We start from the raw sequence: 20,151 nt of genomic DNA, 5'->3' as shown, positions 1-20,151 counted from the left end.
GTGAGCGTGGGAGCGCGGGCCCTGCTCGCCGTCCAGCACCCGGGCCGTGTGCCGGCTCTCAGCCGGGGACGGACAGCCAGAAGCTGAACCAGCAGCAGCGCCGGCGCAACACAGACCGCAATTCCGGCCGCAATGCCCGGCCGCCCCGCCACGGCTAACGCGCCGACGCCGACCCCCAACGCGTCCTCAGCGCCGTTCAGGGCGCGGAACAACGGCCGGCCCGCCAGAGTCCGATGTAGAGCATCACGCCGGGCGCGCGGAACTTCAGCGGAGCTTCCAGGAACGAGATGGCAATGATCATGCCGAGCCAGACAAAGGTCAGCGCAGCCGCGATGCCGGTCATGGACGCTCACGTCCTGAGCGCTCGTCGTCAGCGGCGGTCAGGGGAATGTCCGATCCGCCGAGCAAGGATCGATGGTCTTAATCGGTTCCCAGCGCCCTCCGGGCGTGGTTAATCTGGCCGACTTCCCTATTTCCGGAGGTACGCCATGCCCGACTACCCACCCGAGGTCAGGAATCGTTTCGTCGGCGACAGCAAGCCCGGTCTCGTGGGCGTGACGCCCAAGCGCTGGTTGTCCCCGGTGGCCATCGAGGACTACGACCCGGCCTGGGTCGACCGGTATGCCGAGGTCCGCGCCGGGATCGAGTCCGCGCTGGGCTCCCGGGTGCTGGCGATCGAACATGTCGGGTCGACGTCGGTGCCCGGTCTGCCCGCCAAGCCGGTCATCGACGTTGACCTGCTGGTGCACGACTCCGCCGACGAGGCCCGCTACGTCCCCGCACTGGAACCACTCGGCTACCGGCTTCTGCTCCGAGAGCCCTGGTGGCACGGCCACCGCATGCTGATCGGCGGCGACGAAGACATCCACCTGCACGTGTGGCCGCACGACGCCGCCGAGCCGATCCGCCACCGCCTCTTCCGCGACTGGCTACGCGCCCATCCCGAAGACCGCGACCTGTACGCCGACACCAAGCGCCGCCTGGCCGAAGAGCAGTCCCCGGACTACACGATGGCCAAGAGCGACGTCATCGACCAGATCTTCGCCCGCATCTTCGCCGCCTGATCAAATCCCGCACAAGCGGTGCCGCCATCACTCAGCCAGCGGATCCCGCCGTCGTCCTGGCGGATCCTGCTGCGATGACTGTCGGCGGTGCATTGCCGTTCTTGGTCCGATCGCCGGAACTTTCGTCTCGACTGTGCCATCCGGTGGGCGCTGCCGTCTTCGCTCAACGATCAGGGGAAGACAGCAGCGCCACTCTGTCCGCGGCCTGGTCGTGGACGGCCCTACGACAGGCTTGCCGCCGGCATTGGCGGTCAGGCCTCGGCTACGACCAGGTACAAGGTGAAGCCGGCGACGAGCGGACCGGTCTCGAGCCTCTTCAGCCAGGCCTGCGCCGCCGCCGGAGCGATGTCGCCGTTGTCCACAGCCCGGACCGAGTTTCGTTCCAGGCCGAGGATGTGGCTGGCTGTGGCGAAGTCGCGGAACAGGATGGGGACAGGCTCAACCGTCCGGATGTGGAAACCCGCGATGGTGCACAGACGCACGAGTTCGCGGCCGATCGTCGGGTTGCGCACGCGGCGGCCGTTGAAGCGGGCAAAGGCGCGGCTGGTTTCCACATCCTCGTCTGCGACGGCGAGGGTGTCCCAGTCGGGTTCCGCCATCGCGAACAGGCCGCCCGGGCGTAACGCCCGCCGTGCTTCCGCAACCGCCGCCTGTGGGTCGTCAACATGTTGAATCACACGGTCAACCTTGACGCAGTCAACACTGTGGTCGGCCAGCGGCAGCGCGTGCAGATCCCCTTGACGAATGTCAGCGCCGGGGTGCCTTCGCCGCGCCTCGTCGACCATCCCGGGATCCCGGTCGACGCCGATCACCCGCCCGTCGTCACCCACCGCCTCCACCAGCGCCCCGAGGTCCGTACCGGGCCCGCAGCCGATATCCGCCGCGGTCTGCCCAGGCCTGATCCCCAGTAACTCGAGCAGCCGCCGCTTGTACGACATCCCCACGTCGGTGGCCGCTGCGACATCCATGTACGCGATCTGGTCGGTCATCCACAGACCTCATCAGCTTTCCGGCGCCATGTGGTGTCGATCCTGTGGAGGAATCGCGGAGCCTTCGACTCCGGCAGCGCCTGCATCCCGGTTGGCGACAACACTGCGCCTGTCGAGCCTCGGTGTTGTCGTAGCTGCGTGCGCGGTTGCTGGTGCAGGTCGACGTCGGCGCCAATGGCCCGCCAGCGCGACGCTGCCGGTCTGTGAGCGCGACGCTGCCGGTCTGCGAGCGCGACGCTGCCGGGTCGGCGTCGAAACGCACCGATGCTGATTCCGGCCCGCCGCCTACAGCGTCAAGGCCACCTTCCCGGCTATCTGCCCCGTGGCCAGGCTGTGCATGGCGTTGCTTGCCTCTTCCAGTGGATAGGTGCGTTGCAGCGGTGATCGGATCGAGGTCAGCGCGGCCAGGTCGTCGCGCTTGGCGATCACGATGGGGGCGCGCAACGTCTGCTTCAAGAACGGCGAGACGGACAACGCCTTCAAGTTCCGCTCCAGCCCACCGAAGAACCGGCCACCCTGCTCACCGCCCGCGATGCTCAGGACACCACGCGGTTTGAGCAGGCCGCGCAGCTGCGACAGGGACCGGTTCCCGGCGATGTCCACGATGAGATCGTAGGAGCCTGTCAACGGTTCCCGCGTGTAGTCGATGACGCGGGCGGCGCCGAAGCCGCGGACGGCCTCGACCTTGCCCGTGCTGCACACCGCGGTCACCACGTCGCCGTTCGCCTTGGCCAGCAGGACCGCGAACGACCCCACCCCGCCACCGGCGCCGATCACCAGAACTTCACGCCCGGAACCGGCGGACGCTGTTCCACCGACCGCCCAAGGGCCGACTCCCGGCTCTTCAGCTTCGGACGAGGACGAGTCGTGATCGTTGGCGCTGGGCGGGGTGGAGCCGGGAGGCTGGGGCACGCGTGACGCCGAACCGAGTCCGTGGACTGTGGATGACGGTGACCCGGGCCCTGTGGATGACGGCGAGCCGGACCCGTGGGCTGTGGATGACGGTGAGTCGGGGCCGTGGGTTGTGGGTGACGGTGAGTCGGGGCCGTGAGTTGTGGGTGACGGTGAGTCGGGGCCGTGAGTTGTGGACGAGGGTGAGCGGGGGCCGGCGGCTGTGGATGACGGTGAGCTGGAGCCGAGGGCTGTGGGTAACAGCAGCATGTGCAAGGCGGTTGCGCCTGACGTGGGGATCACGGCGGCCTGGGGGAACGTCAGGTGGGGTGGTTTGTGCAGCAGGCGGTGGGGCTTGGCCCGGGCGTACTCGGCCCAGCTGCTCGAGCCCTCGCCGAAGACCTCGTCGCCCGGCTTGAAGTCGGTGACCTCGGCGCCTACGGCTTCCACCACTCCGGCCAGGTCGAGGCCGGGGATGCGGTTGCGAGGGCGGCGCAGGCCGAAGCCGAGGCGGGCGATGAGCGGCAGGCCGGTCATGGCGTGCCAGGCGCCGCGGTCTACGCCGGCGGCGTGGACGCGTACCAGAACCTCTTGGGGTTTGATCGTGGGTTTCGGCATGTCGGCCAGGTGCAGGACGTCGGCGTCGCCGTAGATGTCGCGGACTATGGCTCTCACGATGGCTCCTCCGCTGGGTATTGAAAGACGTCGTCCAGGCCGACTCCGAAGACCCGCGCAATGCGGAACGCCGTCTCCAGCGACGGCGAGTAACGGCCCTGCTCGATGGCGATCACGGTCTGGCGGGTGACGCCGATGCGCTCGGCCAGCTCGGCCTGCGTCATCTCGCCCGCGGCGAAGCGCAATGCCCGGATCTCATTGGTGATGCTGGTCGGCTTCACCACGGGTGGAAGCCCCGGCGGTAGGCGAAGATCTTGGCCGTGGAGCCGAGGATCGCGGAGAGTACGAATGCCAGGTAGATGACATTGGCGATCCAGAAGTAGCGGGCCTCGAACAGTGCCAGCAGCATCGCCGCCACCGCGCCCGCAACCACCAGCGACTGGCCGATGTGGTCACCGAAACGCCCGATCTCCCGGTCGCGCTGGTCGGACTTGTGCCCGCGCCCGAACGAGATGTCAACCGCGATGTTCACGACGATCGCTCCACCGACCGTCCACAGCAGCGCCGGCACATACGCCGCCCCGCTCAGCAGCACGACAAGGTAGACCACGTAGGCGATCAGACTGGTCACGGCCAGGCTCCAGGCCCGTCGCTCCTCACTAGTCATGCCCTCAAGGTAAAGAAAGACCGACACGAGGTCAAACTTCTTTTACATGACTCTCAGCTGCACCTCAGTTCCGCGGGTGGCACGACATGGCACGGCGTAGCCCAGGGTGGGAGGCGCGTGGGTGCGGCCGGTCAGGTGCGGGGCGCGCGTACCGGGGGAAATGTGAGGAGAGCGTCGAGGTGAGCTTGCGGCGTGTCGGCGGCTCAGCCGCTGCCGCAGCTGCTGCCGGAGCTGCTGCCGGAGCTGCTGCCGGAGCTGCTGCCGGAGCTGCTGCCGCTGCCGCTGCCGGAGCCGGAGCCGGAGCCGCTGCCGGAGCCGCTTCCTCGGGTGCTGCCGGTTCCGCTTCCTCGAGTGCGGCCGGTTCCGCTTGCTCGGGTGCTGCCGCTGTCGCTGCTGGGGTGCGACGGTGCGGGAGGCCACGCCGTGCTGGCTGCGGCCGATGAAGCGAATCGTCAAACAGGCCGCTGTCAACTGTGAACCAGCGGCCAATAGGGTTCCGCTCCTCAGCGCGGGCCCGTCCGGGGGCTGGGCCGTCGTCCGGACTAGAAACCGGTCAGGACTGTTTTGCCGATTGCGCGGCCTGTCTCCTGGGACTCGTGTGCACGCTTCATGTTGACTGCATTGATTCCGTCAATATGTACAGTCAACGTTGATTGGAGGACGTCCTTGTCGACCAGGGTGGCCACCTGGGTCAGGATCTCGTGCTGGGCGAGGCTGGTCGGGTGGTACAGGGGACGGGTGAACATCAGCTCCCAGTGCCAGGCGATGCTCTTGGACTTCAGGGCTACCAGGTCGAGGCCGGCGGGTTCGTCGATGGCGACCACCGCGCCGTACGGACGGATGATCTGGGCGAACGTGTCGACCATGCCGGCCGAGTGAGGGCTGAAGACGTAGTCGACGCCGTCGGGTAGCTGGGCGGGCAGGTCGCCGTGGTGGTCGACCACGGAGTGGGCTCCGCGGTCGAGCACGTACTGGCGGGACTCGGGACGGGACGCCGTGCCGATGACCTCTACGTTCGTCAGGCGGCGCGCCATCTGGACCAGCACCGCTCCCACTCCGCCGGCAGCGCCCAGCACCAGCAGGCGGCCGGTACTGTCGGCGGTCAGACGGAGGCGGTCGAACAGGGATTCCCAAGCGGTCAGCGCGGTCAGCGGCAGGGCTGCGGCGGCCGCGAAGTCGAGCGAGGCAGGCTTGCGGGCCGCGATCCGTTCGTCGACGAGATGGAGCTGCGAGTTCGTGCCGGGGCGGGCGATGGAGCCGGCGTACCAGACCTCGTCGCCGGGCTGGAAGAGCGTGACCGACGGGCCGACCCGTTCAACGACGCCGGCGGCGTCGAAGCCGAGGATCCGGGGCTCGCCACCGGGATCGGACCCGGCTCGCACCTTCACGTCAACCGGGTTGACCGAGACCGCCTCCACCCGTACCTGAAGGTCGTGTTCGCCGGGCGTGGGCACCGGCACCTCCAGGTCGAGCAGGGCGGACGGGTCGGAGATCGGCAGGTTCTTGCGGTAGCCCACCGCGCGCATCAGATCGGTCATGAGCTGGACGGTATTCCGGTCGCCCCAGTTACCCGCAATGGCTGTTAGTTCCCTTTGGGTACTACGATCGCGGCGTGCACACGACCAGTTGCGACCGAAAGCACGACGTCTACGACGGTTCCTGCCCCTGCCGCCAGGTGCTCGATCTGCTGGCCAACAAGTGGAGCGCCCTCGCGCTGGGCGCGCTCGAGAACGGGCCGCATCGCTTCGGCGTGTTGCGGGAACGGCTCGATGGCATCAGTCCCAAGGTGCTCACCGCCACACTGCGCCGGCTCGAGGAGCAGGGTCTCGTCGACCGCACGGTCTTCCCGAGCGTCCCGCTGCACGTCGAATACTCGTTGACCGCCCTCGGCAGGGACGCCTGCGCCCCACTGGCCGCCCTGCGCGAATGGGTGGTCGCCAACATCGAGCGCTTCCCGGCTGCCGGCGCCAAGACCGGCGCGCGCTGAGGGCCCGAGTGCGACGCGCCTGGTTGGTTGCGCTGTGGGGGTGAGTGGCCACCGACTTCGAATGCCCCGGGCTGCCAGCGCCGGTGCCGGTGTCGCTGATGGCTCGAGTGCGCTGGTGCTCGGTTGGCTGCCCTGTGTGGGTGAGCGGTCGCCGACTTCGAGTGCGCTGGTGCTCGGTTGGCTGCCCTGTGTGGGGTGAGCGGTCGCCGACTTCGAGTGCCTCGGGCCGATGGCATCGGTGCCGGCACTGATGGAATTCAATCCGCTTGTGCTGGTGGCCCCGTGCTGGGGTGGGCGGGGCCCCCTCGAGCCGTTTCGGGTGGCTTTTGAAGTTGTGGGGGCGTTCGGGCACGTGTCGACGGCATCGCGCGGGTGGGTGGTCGCGGGAACCGGGCGTTCGAGAGAACGGTGGCTGCCGGTCAGGCCCGGCCGCCGGTCTGAGGCGGCGGCCGGGGTGTGGAGTTGGTCAGCGCTTGAGGTCGAGCCAGACGAGGCGGTGGTCGGAGGTGGGGAAGCCGTTCACCGGGGACCACACCGGGTCGAAGACGCCGCTCAGACGGGACAGCGGGTCTGCCTGTACGGGCCAGAAGACGCCGGAGGCGGTCACCTTCATGCCGGCTCGCGGCAGCACATAGTCGGCTCGGAGGTTGCCGGGGGCGGTGTCGGCGAAGTCGGCCGTGTCGTAGCTCGGGTTGCCCACGTGCGTGGCGTTCGCTCCGCCCTGCAGGGTGGCCGCCTCGGCCGCGCCGTGGCTGAACGGGGTGGTGCGGGCGTTGATCAGGGGGTGGGTCAGCAGCTGGTCGATGGCGTCGTCGTAGGAGTCGCCGTCGTTCGGGTCGGCGTTCTGGTCGCCGGCGATCACGAACGGCTGGCCGGGGCGTAGGCCGCCGCGGTGGCCCCTGTCGTCGTAGATGTAGGCCGAGCGCTTGCCGGGGGTCACGTAGTCGGCCCAGAAGCGGATCTCGTCGTGGTTGCGGCGGCCGTTGCGGTCCTCGGGGCCGTCGAACGTCGGGGGAGTGGGGTGCGAGACCAGGAAGTGCAGCGTGCGGCGGCCGACCCGGATGGGGACGTCCCAGTGGCTCTTCGACGACAGGCGCAGCACGGCCTGTGCGGCCGGCGTGTAGAAGTCGGCCGGCAGCAGGTTGCCGGGCATGTCCTTCCACTTGAAGAGCTGGAACGTTCGGACAGCCTGGGTGTCGATCGGGTACTTCGAGTACACGACCATGCCGTACTGGCCGGGGAAGAGGCCGAAGCCGTACGAGTCGTCGCCGTACGCCTGGTCGCCCGGCGTCGTGTCGGCCACGCCGTTGTTGTTCAGGTCGAGCCCGGACGACACGCCCGTGTTCGACGGCGCCACATACCGGTACGGGTAGCGCTGCGCCCGGGCTCCGTTCTGTGACACCGCCAGGAAGTTGCGCTCGAACAGCCGCGCCGCCTCGGGGTCGTAGTCGAACTCGTTGAGCAGCACCACGTCGGGGTGCGCCCGCTGGATCACCTCGGCGACGTTGCGCGCCTGCCGCCGGTAGACGTCGTCCACAGCGGGGTTGGCCAGATGCTCGCGCAGCAGCCCGGCGGACGGCCGGTTGAGCGAAAGGTTGTACGTCGCCACCCGCAGCGAGCGCTCATGTGCAGAAACCGGAGCGGCGTAACCCAGCACCATGGCCGAGGCCAGCGCCGCACCAAGAAGAAGTCGCCTCATGTTCCCTGTGTCTACCGGACCGGCCGATGACACGCCACGCCGTCACGGCCTCCGACGTGGATAGTTCATCCTGTGGACACCGGCGCCAGGCCCTAAGGTCGGACCCCATGCAGATCGACTTCGAACCCCTGGCCGAGCGCATCGGCAACGCCCGAGTCGTCGCCATCGGGGAGTCGGCCCACTTCGTGCGTGAGTACCACGTGCTCCGGAAGCAGCTGATCGGCTTTCTGCACGAGCGTTTCGGGTTCGCGACGGTCGCGTTCGAGTCCGGGTTCAGCGAAGGGCTGGCCGTGCGCGAGTGGATGCGCGGCGGCGAGGGCGATCCGCCCGCGGACGGCATGACGTACCGGTTCGGGCGGTCGGCCGAGATGCGCGACCTGCTCCACCTGATGAAGCAGCGGGGTATCGACTACTGGGGTCTCGACCTGCCCGGCGATCTGGGCTCGCCCGGGCCCGCGCTCGATCATCTCGACCGGCTCCCGGGTGCGCCGCGGGAGACCCTTTCCCAGGTACGGCGCCAGGTGGCCAAGTTCGCGTCGGCCTACACGATTCCGGCCTTCTCGGCGTACCGGGAAATGGCGCTCATCGACCGTGACGCGCTGACGCTGGCCCTGGCCGAGGCGAGCGCGCGCCTCGACGCGACGCCCGGACCGGCCGACCCCGTCGCCCGCCACGAGTTGCGCCTCGTCATCCTGCTCGACCAGATGCTGCGGGCGCAGGCCGCCGCCGTCGAGGGCTCGCCCGGGTACGCGGGCCTGAACATCCGCGACGGCGCGATGGCCCGCACGGCCGAATGGATCCTCGAGCGGACGCCGGGCCGGGTGATCATCGCCGCCGCCAACTCGCACATCCAGCGCCGGCACCCCGCGTTCGACGTGCTCGGCGCCCACCTGTCGGCGATGCTCGGCGACGACTACGTGGCGATCGGCGTGACCTGCGAGGGCGGCCGGGTGGCGACTCGGCGGCTCGCGCCCGACGCCCCCGCGATGGCGGAGACGGTGGAGGTCGGGCTCGAGCCGCCGGTCGCGGGGAGCATCGAGGCGGCGATGGCGAGTGGACGGGTCACCATCGCCGACCCGAGCCGGTTCGGCGCCGACAAGATCAGACTGCTCGACACGTACGCCGAGCAACCCGTCGCCGAGGCCTTCGACCTGGTGGCCTGCGTGCCGGTCAGCACGCCGACGGAGCAGGCGATCTGGTCAGGCGGCCGTCCCTAGCCGCGACGGCACGCGCCGCAGGCGGTCGGGCCCCAGGTGGAGCGGCCCCGACGAGAGGCGTCGCGGGTGGAGCGGCCCCGACGAGAGGCGTCGCAGGTGGAGCGGTTCCGACGAGAGGCGTCGCGGGTGGAGCGGTTCCGACGAGAGGCGTCGCGGGTGGAGCGCCCTGACGGGACGCGTCGCGGGTGGAGCGCCCTGACGGGACGCGCCGAAGGTGGAGCGCCCTGACGGGACGCGCCGCGGGTGGAGCGCCCTGACGGGACGCGCCGAAGGTGGAGCGCCGTGACGGGACGCGCCGCCGAGGATCGGGCCTCAGGTGAAGCGGCCGGCGATCCAGTCGGCCACCAGCGTCGTGCTCTGGAAGACCGCGCCGTCGTGGGTGGCGCCTTCGAGCTCGACGAACTGCACCGGCTGGTTGTACGCGGTGAGCTGGGTCAGCAGCGGGCCGGCGGTGATCACGTACGGGACCGCCTCGTCGGCCGTGCCCTGGATGAGCAGGATCGGGGCGCTCGGGGCCTTCTGCGCCGGGTTGGCGTAGCGGGACAGCTTGGTGATGACCGACGGCGGCAGGGCGCCGCCGACCAGCAGTTCCGAGGCGGTCAGGGACTCGTACGCGGCGAGGATCTCGTTCAGGCAGCCGCTCTGCAGCACCCCGGTGCGCTGCCGGGCGGGCGCCGCCAGCAGGGTGTTCGGGTTGACCGTCGGGTCCACCGCCTGCAGCCCGAACAGGGCCATCACCAGGTAGCCCTGCGCCGGCGTGCCGGGGATCAGCGGCGCGAACAGGTCGGCGTTGGAGACGGGGGCGATCGACGAGACGCCGCGCAGGGTTAGCGCGCCGTCGTACGAGGGCGCGAGCTCGTTGGCGAACAGCGCGCCCTGCCCACCCTGCGAGTGGCCGTCGATCACGTACTGGGTGCTGAGCGCGCTGTCGAGGTTGCGGGCCGCCTTGACGCTGTCGATCATCGAGCGCCCGGCGCTCGCGCCGACCAGGTACGGGTGGGCCTGCAGGGTGCCGAGGCCGGGATAGTCGGGCGCGGCGACCGTCCAGCCGCGCTGCAGCAGCACAGCGATCGCGGCCCTCGCCTCGGGCCAGAAGACGGCCTGGCTCGCCGAGGGCGCGCACTGGTCGGCCAGCCCGGTCGTGCCGTGTCCCCACACGACCGTACGGTTCTTCTTGTTTGTCTTCGGGGTCAGAATCAGGCCGGTGGCGGTAATGGGCAGGCCGCTCACATTGGACGAGACATACGAAACGCGTTTGCCGTTCGCGAGCGGCGCCAATTCGGCCGGAAGGGCCGCTGCGGCGCTGGTGAGAACGGCTCCCGCCAATACGGCGGCGCGGGCCGGCTTACCGGGCACGAGCGTGGCCGAAACGGCGAGCAGAACAATCAGAATGGACGCGAGAACGTTTCTTCTCAGGGCAGGGTTCACCGATGTTTCCTTTCGAAGGGAAAGAGCACAGGCAGAATCGTTCGCGCCACCCGGGCGGGCGGCGCGAACACCGTGCGAGGGGTTCAAAAACCGGCCGGACCTGGCCGCGCAGGGCCAGGTCCGGGCAACGTGGTGCGACCGGTCGGTAAGGGGGAGCTAGCGCGTGGCGAAGTGGTCGGCCACGCGGCGGAGGGCGGCGACGGTCTCGGCGTCGCGGCGCTCGTCGTCCTGCGTGGGCCACGCGCTGCATTTCACGATGACGACCTCGGCCGTCGGATCGACGAACAGGTACTGGCCGTGGACGCCGAGGCCGGTGAAGGCGTTGTAGCACTCCGGGCCGAGGGTCCACCACTGGTTGCCGTACCCGTAGTGGGGGTAGCCGCTGGGGCCGAGCGCGCCCACCGCGAGATGCGGGCGGTCGTCGCCCCGGCTGCGGCGCACCCACTCGCTGGGCACGATGCGTTCGCCGTTGAAGACGCCGTCACCGGCCATGAGCAGGCCGACGCGGGCGACGTCGCGGGCGGTCGCGTTGAGCGAGCCGGCGCCGATCGCCGTGCGGGGCCGGCCGCGGGTGAGCCAGTAGTACGCGTCGCGTTCGCAGCCCAGCTTCTGCCAGAGGCGCTCCGAGGCGTACGCCGCCAGGCTCTGGCCCGTGGCCGCCTCGAGGATCCAGCCGAGAATCTGCGTGTCGAAGGTTGAGTAGTTGAAGCGCTCACCGGCCGGCGCGGTCCGCGTTGCCGCGCGGACCACGTCGGCGATGTCGCCACCTCCCATCACGGCTTGCTCGAAGCGTTTGATGCCGCTGTCGGAGACGTCCCAGGTCTCCAGGTCGCCCACGCCGCTCGTCATGTCGAGCAGTTCGGCGATCGTGTTCTCCTCGTACGCCGTACCGAGGAAGTCGGGCCGGTAGTCGGTGATCCGGTCCTTCTCGCTGCCGATGGCGCCGTCGTGCAGCGCGATGCCGAACAGGATCGACATGACGGACTTCGACACCGAGAACAGCTGCATGCGGGAGCGCGGCCCGGTGAAGGCGCCGGGGTAGGTCTCGTGCACGATCGTGCCCCGGTGCAGCACGACGAACGCGGTGGTGTGGGTGTGGCGGTGCAGGTCGGCCAGCGTGTGGTCGCGGCCGTCGAACCGGTACGTCGGGGGAAGCGGCTGGATGTCGACCGGCAGGGGGATCGCGGTGCCCCCACTGGCGACGCGTTCCGTCGGCATCAGCCAGTTCATGTGAGTGAACGTCCACTCGTTGAACGGCCGGCGCATGATCAGATCGCCCTGCTTGTCCCACCAGGAGGGCTCCCGGTTTCCGGCGGGCCTCTCCGTGGTACTTGTCATGTCGGTCCCCCGTTGTTGTTCACATTGTTGTTCGCCGCCCGTTCGAACAGCTCGCGCAAGGTCAGGCCGGACGGCTCGTCGACGGGTTCCAGGTACGCGGCCATCAGGCCGAGCACGCCCTTGCCGACCAGGTTCTCGGTGGGGCCGTGGTCGGCGATGTCCACCGTCGGGTCGCCCAGATGCCGCACGGCCAGACCCTCGGTGACCGCGGCCAGCAGATTGCTGAACTCCTGGATCGTGATGCCGGGGCGCAGCCGGTAGCCGCGCGCGGCGATCGTCTCCTCGTAGATCTTCATCCACGGCTCGAGCGCGCCCGCGTAGTTGTTGGCGATCGAGTTGCGGATGCCGTCGTTGCGGTGCGCCGTCGCCACCATGATCAGTTGCAGCTTGAACAGCGGCATGCGGCACAGCGCCATCAGCTCGTGGTAGCTGGACCGGTCGACCGCGTCGACGAAGCTCTCGTCGGTGGCCAGCCAGTCGCCACGCGTCTCGACGTCGGCCCCGTACTGCGGGTCGTAGTTGATGGCGTGCAGCATGAACGCGAGCAGGTCGTTGAGGTAGTCGTCGTGGCTGGCCCAGGTCGACCGGTAGGGGCCGGCGCCCTTCTGCCGCAGGAACGGCAGCTCCAGCTCTTCGACCTCGGCCGAGAGCGCACGTTCGGTCAGGAAGCTCAGGCCCGACCAGTACTGCTTGCGGCCGTCGCCGGTGGCGGTGGCGGGCCGCTGCGCGCCGAGATTGCGCTCGATCAGGTTGGCGCCGGCCTTCAGGTACGACGCCACCTTGAGCGAGTTGACCAGGGCGGCACGGGTCGACTCGCGCACTCCCTTGACGCGGGTCACGATCCCCGAGAAGTCCGCGCAGTACGGGTAGGGCAGATCCTTCTTGCCGTACGTCATGCAGGTGATTGTTGTCGGAATCCTCGGACCTTCAAGTGCGCACGTGCGTAGTACTCGCAGGCTAGGCCTTCGGGCATTTAGCACGCACAATCTGTGATTGATCGATTGCGCTCCGTGGATTTTCCCAGCTCGTCAGGGGTGCAGAGCGCGGAGGTACGCGGTGGCGAGCGTACGCCGCGTAGGGGTGCCTGACTGGGCAAGTTGCATCATCCGCGTGTCGAGACGCTCACACTCCGCCTCGGACAGGGCCGTCCGCATCGCCTCGCCGTACGTCGGCGCCAGCGGATTGGGCGAGGCGTTCTTGAGCGCCGCCCAGTCGGCGATCGGCTCGGCCGGCACGTCGAGCTGGGCCCGGTAGTCGACCTCGATGCCGTCGAAGCCCGCCTCGGCCGCCCAGCGCAGCAGGTCACGTTCGTCGAAATCGGTCATCGGGTTCTCGCCGCGCCGCGCCCCGTCGCGGTAGACGGCGACCACTTTGGTCAGCAGATCGGCGACCTCCGGATCCCGCAGCCCGAACAGGCTGTCCGGGCGGTGCTCGAGCAGGAAGCGGTTGATCGGCTCGAAGATGGAGAGCCGGCCGCCGGGCCGCAGCACCCGGAAGAACTCCTGGAAGGCCTGCGCCTTGCGCTCGCAATAGATGAGCACCGAGCGGGTGGTGACGACGTCGACGGAGTTGTCGGGAACGGCCGCGAGGTCCTCGGCCGGCGCGTGCACAAAACTGCACCGCTTGTCGTCGCCGGCCCGGTTGCGGCATTCCTCGAGTCCCGCCTCCGAGACGTCGCTGAAGATGACGTGCCCGTCCGGGCCGAGCCGGTCGAGGGCGCCGAAGGCGATCAGGCCGGTGCCCGCGCCGACATCGAGAACCGTGTCGGTGGGCGCGAGCGCCGCCCGGTCGAGCACCTCGTCGCGGAAGACCTCCAGCGCGGTGGCGTGTTCCGCCCGCAGTGCGGCGTTGCCGCCGTCGCGGCGCGTGAGCAGCCACCGCGTCCACTCGTCCGAACCCATCGGATCACCGTAGGGCACGACATCTCTCGATGGGTGAGACATACGCGGGAGGCAATGGAAACGTGATCAGTGATGGGGTTCCGACAACGTCCCGCGTATGTCTGAGCCGTGAGTTTCCGGCCACGACCACCGCGGCCGGAATCAGATCGGTGAGCACTTGCACGCGGGTTCGACGACGGTCGGCCCGGCCCAGGTCGGCCCGGCCCAGTCCGCCGGCAAGCGGTCCCAGTTCGTGCCGGCAACGATCGTGTCGGTGCCCGTGACGCCCTTGCCGGCGACGGCTGCGCCACCCACCCCGGCGCCGAGCAGGACCGCGCCGAACATCGCGGTGCCCGTCCCGAGCGTGATCAGGCTGCGGCGTGCGAATCGGTTCATGATGGTGTCCCCGTTCCATCGAAGGTCCGCCCCGGCCGGGACGTGACCCCAGCGTGCCGCCGGCGCGGGGCGCGGACCAGCGGCAACACCTGCCGGGAACATCCCGGGACGTCAGCGGCGCCCGAGCGCCCACCCGACCGCGCCGGACGCGGCCACCAGCGCGCACACGCCCACCACCGGCCCGAACCGCCGCTCGGCGGGCCGTGCGGCAGCAACCTCGGCGACGACGGGCCACCGGGACTGCCGGCGGGCCCGCCGCGCGTCCTCCCAGAGCTGCCGCAACCGGACGTGATCACCCCCGCCGAGGTCGGCCAGCGTCACCACCACCTCCCACGGGGGCAGCGCCTGCCCGGTGAAGTAACGGGACAACGACGAGTCGCTGACGTGCGCCTTCAAACTGAGTTCCCGCAGCGTGAGACCTGCCTCGCCGCGCAATCCACGCAATTCGCCAACCAGAGCATCCATCGCGATTCCTTCCCCCGAACGTCCGCGATGGCGTCCATTGTGGGCCGGAACTCCAAGATCCCGCGCCCCGGCCGGGCCGGCAAGTCTCAGGGGGACAGGTCGAGGACGTGCCGGACGCACGGCTGCCCGCCGCGCTCGACCTCGCCCACCGGCACGAAGCCCGTGGCCCGCAGGACAGCCCGCGACGCGCCGTTGCGGATCTCGGCGTCGGCGATCAGCCGTACGAGCCCGTAGCCGCCCCGGGCGAGCGCGATCACCTGCCGTACGCCCGCTCGGGCCACACCGCGACCGGACGACGCCTCGGCGACCCGGAATCCCAGCTCGGCCACCCCGTCGACCACGTCGAAGAGGTTGAACCGGCCCACCACCCGGCCGTCGTCGTCGAGGAGGACATACGGCGGCGAAGTCAAATGCGGCGGCGACTTGTCCACAACCGGCGTCGCAGCGTACGCCCGCGTCCCGACGTTGTCCCCAGGGACTCGACCAGGGTGATGACCGGCTCGACCCGCACCAGCGAACGGCGACGCTGGAACGAGCCACAACGAGAGGGAACCACCATGCCGACCATCCGCATGCACGCCGTCACCACCGCCACCCCCGAGCAGTTCCTCGCCGGCCTGACCGACTTCGGCCCCGGCCGCAAGCAGCTGTTCGCCAACAGCGACGACGCCGACCTGGTGCTGCACGAGAAGGGCGACACCCGCGCCGACGTCACCGAGGGCGCCGGCGGCGTCTGGGAGCGCCTGCACTACGACTGGTCGAGTCCCCGCCGCATCACCATGCGGACCGTCGACTCGAACGTCTGGGGCGGCGCCTCCGGCCACACCTACACCCTGTCACCGCGGCCCGACGGCACGACCGCCGTCGATGCCGTTGTCGTCCGGGAGGGTAAGAACGTCAAGGGCAAGCTGATCGGCCTGCTGCTCGGCTCGGTCGGCAAGGGCGCCCTGACCAAGGCGTTCGCCAACTCGGTCAAGGCGATCGAGGCCCGCGATCACACGCCGCGCGCCTGAAGGATCTCGACGCCGGGTCCCGACAGTTCGGGGTGGTACGCCCGGCGCCCGGCCAGGGCCATGGTGATGGCCAGCGTCGTGCCGGTGACGAGCGGCCCCGATCCACTGGCGAAGGGGCCGTCGGTCGCCTCGAGCCGCAGCCCCCGGGCGGCCTTGCGGCTGTTCACGGTGAAGTCGCGCGCCACGAAGAACCTCGCCACCTCGGTCACCGACTCGACCCGCGCCGAAGGCGGCAGTCCGAGCGGCTTACGGATGTCCTCGCCGTGCACCACGACCTCGCCCAGCCAGGCCGGCAGGTGCTTCGAAGCCGCCGTGGTGCTGGTGACCACCTGACGGAAGAGGTCGAGCGTCTCGGACGGAGTCGCACCCCGGTGTTCCTCGAGCCGGCGTCGGTTGTGCCGGTCGGCGTCGAAGCGGGCGCCGACGATGCTCCGGATCCACCGCAGCGGTCCGGTGCTCGCGCCGGCCGTCAGATGGGCCACGACCTCGTCGACGGTCCACTCGCCGCACAGCGACTGCTGCCGCCACTGCTGTTCGCTCAGCCCGGCCAGGTCGTCGGCCAGGGCCGCGCGCTCGGCATGGATGGCAGACCAGAGGTCCCGCATCGCATGATCTTAGCCGTCGGCGGTGAGCGCGCCCGGGTCGTCGGGCCGGTACAAGGCCCAGCGCCGGGCCGAGCGCGCGCGGGACAGGAACGCGCCGACCTTGCGGGCGGTCACCAGCTCGTACACCAGGGAACCGGTCTTCGTGTCCTCCAGCAGACCGTGATATTCGGAGGCCGGAGCCGGCCGGAAGCCTCTGGTCTCGATGACCTCCGGTGGCTCGGGGAAGACGGTGACGGTCGCGCCGGGTTGCACGGCGGCCCGCACCGCCGCCACATCGCCGTCGGCCGGCACGAGCAGCCAGCGCCGGTCCCCGGCCGGCGTCGCTTCGAGCAGAGCCAGTTCAGCCCGTACGCCGGAAGCCGCCCGCCGCACCTGCTGCCAGTACTCGTCATCGGTGGCGGACTGGGGCCGCGCCGCAACCGTCGCCGCCGGCCGGTCGGGCAGCGCCGTCGGCCGGTCGTCGGACGAATGGGCGGTCCTGGTGGCGAACCTCGCCCGCACCGCCTCCCGGATCGCGATGACGCCGACCAGCAGGAAGGTCACCCCGGTGATCCGCACGGCGTGGAGCAGAGCATCCAGCAGCAGCGCATCCGTGACCGATGACCACTGTTCGGGCGGACCGAGTCGAAGGTTGCCGACGAAGGCCGCCACGAGGGTGATCTGCCAGACTCCGATGGTCCAGTGCCACGGCATCGGCCGGTCGCCCAGACCGTGCTCGGCCAGCTCCCGCCGGGTCTGCCGGCGCCAGACGACGTAACCCGCGAGGTAGCCGATGGCGATCACGGAGTAGATCGAGCTGATCGGGTAGGCGTAGTCGATCACGAAGGCGACGAACGGCGAGATGCCGTCGGCGCCGCCGGTGCTGAGGAAATGCCGGCCGGCCAGATCGGTGGCGAGCATTACGATGCCGAGGCCGCCCACGGCGATGATGCTGACGATCAGGACGAAGGTGGACAGCTCCCAGGGACGGGGCGGCCGGGCGACGCGGAGCGTGGTGGTGGACACCGCGGGGAGCATAGTGGAGAGTTGATCATCCGGTCCGGAGGGCCACCGCCGCCCGTACGAGGTCGGCGTTGGACCTGGCCGTGCGGCCGTCCGGCAGGAGCAGCGAGTCCTCGAAGCCCACGCGGGTGTCGTGGCCGCGGCGGAAGGCGTCGCGGACCAGGGGCCACGTCCAGTCGTTCATGCCGTGGGTCAGCCGCGGGCAGGTCGAGCCGGCCTCGTCGAGCAGGTCGTTGACCCGCTGGGCCACGGTCTCGGGCGGGCCCTCGAGGAAGTAGGGCTCGCCGGCGTCGAGTTCGATGCTGACCCGGGCCGCCCGCGGCAGCAGCCCCGACGCCAGCAGGGCGGGCATCTCGGCCGGCGACCACAGGCCGACGTCGATGCCGATGCCGACGTCGAGCAGCGCCCGCATGACCTCGTCGAACCCGGCCTCGGACAGGTTGACGGTGGCCACGTCGACGCCCTCCCACTCGCGGATCATCGCGATCCGGTCGGCTCGTTCCGGCACGATCCAGGCGCCGGTGGTGAGGCCGACCTCGACCGGGCCGCCGGCCACCTCGCGTACCCGCCGGCAGGTCTCGTTCACGATCGCCGGGTCGAGCGTCTCGGCGCCCGACTCGTCGCGCACGTGCAGGTGGACGCCGGTGGCTCCGGCCGCGAAACACTCGCGCACCTCGTCGACGACCTCGTCCGGCGAGACGGGCATCGCCGGGTGCGCGTCCTTGCCCCAGGGCCCGTTCGGCGTCACCTGCAACATGGTCATGACCCCAGACTGGCCGAAGCCGGCCGCTCCCCGCCACCCGGCGAGCCGGACGACGAGCCCGGGGCGGAGGCGGCCGAGAGCGCGGCGAAGGCGGCCCACGGCATGCGCTCGACGTCGTCGGCGGTGCCGTCCTCGGCGATCGCGCGGTAGGCCTGCGAGGCGGCGCGGACGGCGGCCAGCAGCGCGGCCAGCGGGTAAAGGACGAGGCGTACGCCCAGGGCCGCGAGGTCCGCGTCGGCCAGGGCGGGCGCGGCGGGTCCGGCTTCGGTGCGCGACAACACCAGCGGTACGCCGGGGAGCGCGGCCTTGAGACGGAAGAGTTCCTCCGGCGTACGCACCCCGGCCGGCAGCACCGCGTCAGCGCCCGCCTTCGCGTACGCCCGGCAGCGCTCGACCGCCGTGTCGAGCCCATCCGTCGCGTACGCCGTGGTCCGCGCGATGACCGCGACGTCCGGCGCCTGCCGGGCCATCGCCGCGACGTGACCGCCGTCGTGATCGGTCAGCACCAGCGCCGAGACCCCGGCGCGCTGATAGGCCAGGGCCGTCCACGCGGCGTCCTGCGCGGTGTCGAAGCCGGCCCCCGCGTCGGCCATCAGCGGCACCCCGTCGAGCACCGGCCCGAGGGTGGCCGCCCGGTCGGCGATCTGAGTGGCCGGCACGTAGTCGACGTCCGGCCGTCCCATCATGACCGCGGCCACCGCGTTCTTCGAGAGATACACCGCCCGGTGACCCGCTTGCACGGCCAGCGTGGCGCTCAGCGGATCGTGCACCCCCGGCACGTGGGTCACACGGGCGGCGGCGAGCAGCTCTCGAAAGGCGTTCATGAACAACTATTTAACGCGGTCCTCGCCCGCGCTCGACGAAGGCCTCGTCCGCGACCCACTCGGCGTACCGTTCGCGGCCCATCGCGCCGATCAGCGCCGCCGTCTGGCTCCGCTGGGCGGCCAGGGCCCGGACCTTGAGATCGGTCGTGTCCGGGTCGAGCACCAGGTCGATCGCGAGGTCGTCGTCCGGGACCAGCACCGGGTAGCCCGGGTAGAAGACGTTCAGCCCCTCGTTCAGGGGCGCCCAGCGCCGGGCCCAGCGCTCGCCGACCGCACTTTGCAACAGTCGTGCACCCGCCGGAGCGGCCAGGTCGAACGCGGCGGCGGCCCAGACCGCGACCGTACGATGGTCCGCGTGCCCGGTGTTGCCGTCCGGCCCGAAGGTCAGCACGGTGTCCGGCCGGACCTCGCCGATCAGCGCCGCAAGCTTGCCGACCGCCTCCGCCACCGGCACCCCGGCGCAGCCGCCGTCCGGGTAGTCGAGCCAGTGATGCTCGCCCACCCCTAAAACCCCGAGGCAGCGGTCGAGTTCCCGCCGCCGCGCGGCCGCCGCGCCGGCCAGCTCCCCACAGGTGGCCGTCACGCACACCACCCGCTGCCCGCGGGCGGCCGCCATCGCCATGATCCCGCCCGACAGATACGCCTCGTCGTCCGGATGCGCCCAGATGCCCAGGATCGTGCCCAGCTCGCCAACGTCGAACATGCTTCTCGTCCCTCCTCCGGTCGCGATGAGCATCAGCGACGCCGCTTGCGGTTCCCTTGCCAACCGCTTGCGGAGCGCCGGACCAGGACGACGGCTGCCACCGGCAGCGCGGCACACACCGCCAACGCACCTGGGAAACCGGCCCGGTCCGCGACCACCGCCACGGCCGGCCCACAGCCGATCGTCCCCACGTAGTCGACCTGGGCCAGCAGCGAGTGGACCGTGGCCCGTACGGCCGCAGTGGCCTGGCCGTTGACCCAAAGGGGATAGATCCCGAGACCCAGGACCAGCATGGCCGCCCCCGCCGGCATCATCGCCGGGCTGCGGCCGATGATCCATGCCAGGCCGCCCAGCGCGGCCAGACCGGCGACCGTCCCGGTGAGCTGAGCCCGCTCGGCGCGGAGGAGAACGGCCGGGACCGTGACCAGCCACCACCCGCGATGCAGCACGGCCCGGCACCAGATCCATGGCACGTACCGGGCGCTGAGATCCGCGGTCATCCGGCGTTACTACGCTCTTTCGCCGCTGCCCACGACCTGGTTTCGGGACCGGCCGAACCCTCAAGTCGGCTCCGCCGCACCCGATGGTGCGCAGACCGGGATCGA

25 protein-coding genes are annotated in these 20,151 nt (G+C 70.3%); 5 read left to right on the top strand and 20 right to left on the bottom strand.

The features are described from left to right. Positions 1 to 196: 196 nt before the first annotated feature. Positions 197 to 343 carry a hypothetical protein gene (locus tag KXC43_RS03120; RefSeq protein WP_221374312.1) on the bottom strand — a complete coding sequence of 49 codons (147 nt, stop codon included), beginning with the start codon at positions 341 to 343 and terminating at the stop codon, positions 197 to 199. Between the two features lie 145 nt (positions 344 to 488). Between KXC43_RS03120 and KXC43_RS03115 the strand changes: the two genes are divergently transcribed. Then, positions 489 to 1,064, top strand: coding sequence for a GrpB family protein (locus tag KXC43_RS03115; RefSeq protein ID WP_221374311.1), 576 nt, complete (start codon positions 489 to 491; stop codon positions 1,062 to 1,064). Between the two features lie 251 nt (positions 1,065 to 1,315). Here KXC43_RS03115 and KXC43_RS03110 read toward each other — a convergent pair whose 3' ends face one another. From KXC43_RS03110 to KXC43_RS03095, 4 genes are all read right to left on the bottom strand, one after another. Beyond that, a complete protein-coding gene (locus KXC43_RS03110; RefSeq protein WP_221374310.1) occupies positions 1,316 to 2,053 on the bottom strand; it encodes a methyltransferase domain-containing protein in 738 nt (245 codons plus the stop codon). Positions 2,054 to 2,338: 285 nt separating this feature from the next. After that, positions 2,339 to 3,619 carry an NAD(P)-dependent alcohol dehydrogenase gene (locus KXC43_RS03105; RefSeq protein WP_221374309.1) on the bottom strand — a complete coding sequence of 427 codons (1,281 nt, stop codon included), beginning with the start codon at positions 3,617 to 3,619 and terminating at the stop codon, positions 2,339 to 2,341. Further along, positions 3,616 to 3,843 (bottom strand): helix-turn-helix transcriptional regulator, encoded by a 228-nt coding sequence (locus KXC43_RS03100; protein ID WP_221374308.1) that lies wholly within the window; start codon positions 3,841 to 3,843, stop codon positions 3,616 to 3,618. The genes KXC43_RS03105 and KXC43_RS03100 overlap by 4 nt, the downstream gene beginning before the upstream one ends. Continuing rightward, on the bottom strand, positions 3,837 to 4,226 hold the full coding sequence (locus KXC43_RS03095) for a hypothetical protein (RefSeq protein ID WP_221374307.1): 390 nt from the start codon (positions 4,224 to 4,226) through the stop codon (positions 3,837 to 3,839). Before KXC43_RS03095 ends, KXC43_RS03100 begins: the two co-directional genes overlap by 7 nt. Before the next feature lie 192 nt (positions 4,227 to 4,418). Between KXC43_RS03095 and KXC43_RS03090 the strand changes: the two genes are divergently transcribed. Beyond that, positions 4,419 to 4,703 carry a hypothetical protein gene (locus KXC43_RS03090; RefSeq protein WP_221374306.1) on the top strand — a complete coding sequence of 95 codons (285 nt, stop codon included), beginning with the start codon at positions 4,419 to 4,421 and terminating at the stop codon, positions 4,701 to 4,703. A 65-nt stretch (positions 4,704 to 4,768) separates the two neighbouring features. Here the strand turns inward: KXC43_RS03090 and KXC43_RS03085 are convergent, their stop codons facing one another. Then, the gene (locus KXC43_RS03085) at positions 4,769 to 5,764 is read right to left on the bottom strand and encodes a zinc-binding alcohol dehydrogenase family protein (protein WP_255643333.1); all 996 of its coding nucleotides are present in this window, start codon (positions 5,762 to 5,764) and stop codon (positions 4,769 to 4,771) included. A gap of 74 nt (positions 5,765 to 5,838) precedes the next feature. Between KXC43_RS03085 and KXC43_RS03080 the strand changes: the two genes are divergently transcribed. After that, positions 5,839 to 6,213 carry a winged helix-turn-helix transcriptional regulator gene (locus KXC43_RS03080; RefSeq protein ID WP_221374305.1) on the top strand — a complete coding sequence of 125 codons (375 nt, stop codon included), beginning with the start codon at positions 5,839 to 5,841 and terminating at the stop codon, positions 6,211 to 6,213. A 466-nt stretch (positions 6,214 to 6,679) separates the two neighbouring features. On the opposite strand, the gene KXC43_RS03075 is transcribed toward KXC43_RS03080, so the two are convergent. Next, on the bottom strand, positions 6,680 to 7,912 hold the full coding sequence (locus KXC43_RS03075; RefSeq protein WP_221374304.1) for an endonuclease/exonuclease/phosphatase family protein: 1,233 nt from the start codon (positions 7,910 to 7,912) through the stop codon (positions 6,680 to 6,682). A 107-nt stretch (positions 7,913 to 8,019) separates the two neighbouring features. On the opposite strand from KXC43_RS03075, the gene KXC43_RS03070 reads away from it, so the two are divergent. Continuing rightward, positions 8,020 to 9,129 (top strand): erythromycin esterase family protein, encoded by a 1,110-nt coding sequence (locus tag KXC43_RS03070; protein ID WP_221374303.1) that lies wholly within the window; start codon positions 8,020 to 8,022, stop codon positions 9,127 to 9,129. A 312-nt stretch (positions 9,130 to 9,441) separates the two neighbouring features. On the opposite strand, the gene KXC43_RS03065 is transcribed toward KXC43_RS03070, so the two are convergent. The 7 genes from KXC43_RS03065 to KXC43_RS03035 form a co-directional block, all read right to left on the bottom strand. Then, positions 9,442 to 10,557, bottom strand: a complete 1,116-nt coding sequence (locus KXC43_RS03065) for an alpha/beta fold hydrolase (RefSeq protein WP_308128941.1) — start codon at positions 10,555 to 10,557, stop codon at positions 9,442 to 9,444. A gap of 156 nt (positions 10,558 to 10,713) precedes the next feature. After that, a complete protein-coding gene (locus KXC43_RS03060) occupies positions 10,714 to 11,895 on the bottom strand; it encodes a serine hydrolase domain-containing protein (protein ID WP_221374302.1) in 1,182 nt (393 codons plus the stop codon). Beyond that, complete coding sequence (locus tag KXC43_RS03055) at positions 11,892 to 12,791, bottom strand: hypothetical protein (RefSeq protein WP_221374301.1); 900 nt, start codon at positions 12,789 to 12,791, stop codon at positions 11,892 to 11,894. Before KXC43_RS03055 ends, KXC43_RS03060 begins: the two co-directional genes overlap by 4 nt. A 132-nt stretch (positions 12,792 to 12,923) precedes the next feature. Beyond that, complete coding sequence (locus KXC43_RS03050; RefSeq protein WP_221374300.1) at positions 12,924 to 13,796, bottom strand: class I SAM-dependent methyltransferase; 873 nt, start codon at positions 13,794 to 13,796, stop codon at positions 12,924 to 12,926. A 141-nt stretch (positions 13,797 to 13,937) separates the two neighbouring features. Beyond that, a complete protein-coding gene (locus tag KXC43_RS03045; protein ID WP_221374299.1) occupies positions 13,938 to 14,171 on the bottom strand; it encodes a hypothetical protein in 234 nt (77 codons plus the stop codon). Positions 14,172 to 14,282: 111 nt separating this feature from the next. Continuing rightward, positions 14,283 to 14,636 (bottom strand): helix-turn-helix domain-containing protein, encoded by a 354-nt coding sequence (locus tag KXC43_RS03040; protein WP_221374298.1) that lies wholly within the window; start codon positions 14,634 to 14,636, stop codon positions 14,283 to 14,285. 86 nt (positions 14,637 to 14,722) lie between these two features. Then, the gene (locus KXC43_RS03035; protein ID WP_308128940.1) at positions 14,723 to 15,067 is read right to left on the bottom strand and encodes a GNAT family N-acetyltransferase; all 345 of its coding nucleotides are present in this window, start codon (positions 15,065 to 15,067) and stop codon (positions 14,723 to 14,725) included. 126 nt (positions 15,068 to 15,193) lie between these two features. Between KXC43_RS03035 and KXC43_RS03030 the strand changes: the two genes are divergently transcribed. Next, entirely contained in the window at positions 15,194 to 15,649 is a 456-nt protein-coding gene (locus tag KXC43_RS03030) for a hypothetical protein (protein WP_221374296.1), read from the top strand. On the opposite strand, the gene KXC43_RS03025 is transcribed toward KXC43_RS03030, so the two are convergent. The 6 genes from KXC43_RS03025 to KXC43_RS03000 are packed head-to-tail and all read right to left on the bottom strand — an operon-like array spanning position 15,631 to position 20,046. Continuing rightward, complete coding sequence (locus KXC43_RS03025) at positions 15,631 to 16,254, bottom strand: maleylpyruvate isomerase family mycothiol-dependent enzyme (protein WP_221374295.1); 624 nt, start codon at positions 16,252 to 16,254, stop codon at positions 15,631 to 15,633. The genes KXC43_RS03030 and KXC43_RS03025 overlap by 19 nt on opposite strands. Before the next feature lie 9 nt (positions 16,255 to 16,263). After that, on the bottom strand, positions 16,264 to 17,259 hold the full coding sequence (locus tag KXC43_RS03020; protein WP_221374294.1) for a hypothetical protein: 996 nt from the start codon (positions 17,257 to 17,259) through the stop codon (positions 16,264 to 16,266). Positions 17,260 to 17,284: 25 nt separating this feature from the next. Then, positions 17,285 to 18,019 carry a 3-keto-5-aminohexanoate cleavage protein gene (locus tag KXC43_RS03015; protein WP_255643332.1) on the bottom strand — a complete coding sequence of 245 codons (735 nt, stop codon included), beginning with the start codon at positions 18,017 to 18,019 and terminating at the stop codon, positions 17,285 to 17,287. Continuing rightward, positions 18,016 to 18,843, bottom strand: coding sequence for an isocitrate lyase/PEP mutase family protein (locus tag KXC43_RS03010; protein WP_255643331.1), 828 nt, complete (start codon positions 18,841 to 18,843; stop codon positions 18,016 to 18,018). The genes KXC43_RS03015 and KXC43_RS03010 overlap by 4 nt, the downstream gene beginning before the upstream one ends. Positions 18,844 to 18,853: 10 nt before the next feature. Beyond that, the gene (locus KXC43_RS03005; RefSeq protein ID WP_221374292.1) at positions 18,854 to 19,546 is read right to left on the bottom strand and encodes a PIG-L deacetylase family protein; all 693 of its coding nucleotides are present in this window, start codon (positions 19,544 to 19,546) and stop codon (positions 18,854 to 18,856) included. A gap of 32 nt (positions 19,547 to 19,578) precedes the next feature. Beyond that, entirely contained in the window at positions 19,579 to 20,046 is a 468-nt protein-coding gene (locus KXC43_RS03000) for a hypothetical protein (protein WP_221374291.1), read from the bottom strand. Between the last annotated feature and the right edge of the window lie 105 nt (positions 20,047 to 20,151).

Origin of the sequence: Paractinoplanes polyasparticus (assembly GCF_019710575.1) — a bacterium.
Lineage (GTDB): Bacteria > Actinomycetota > Actinomycetes > Mycobacteriales > Micromonosporaceae > Actinoplanes > Actinoplanes polyasparticus.
The sequence above is the reverse complement of the archived record's forward strand: the minus strand, read 5'-3'. Positions and strand labels throughout refer to the sequence as shown.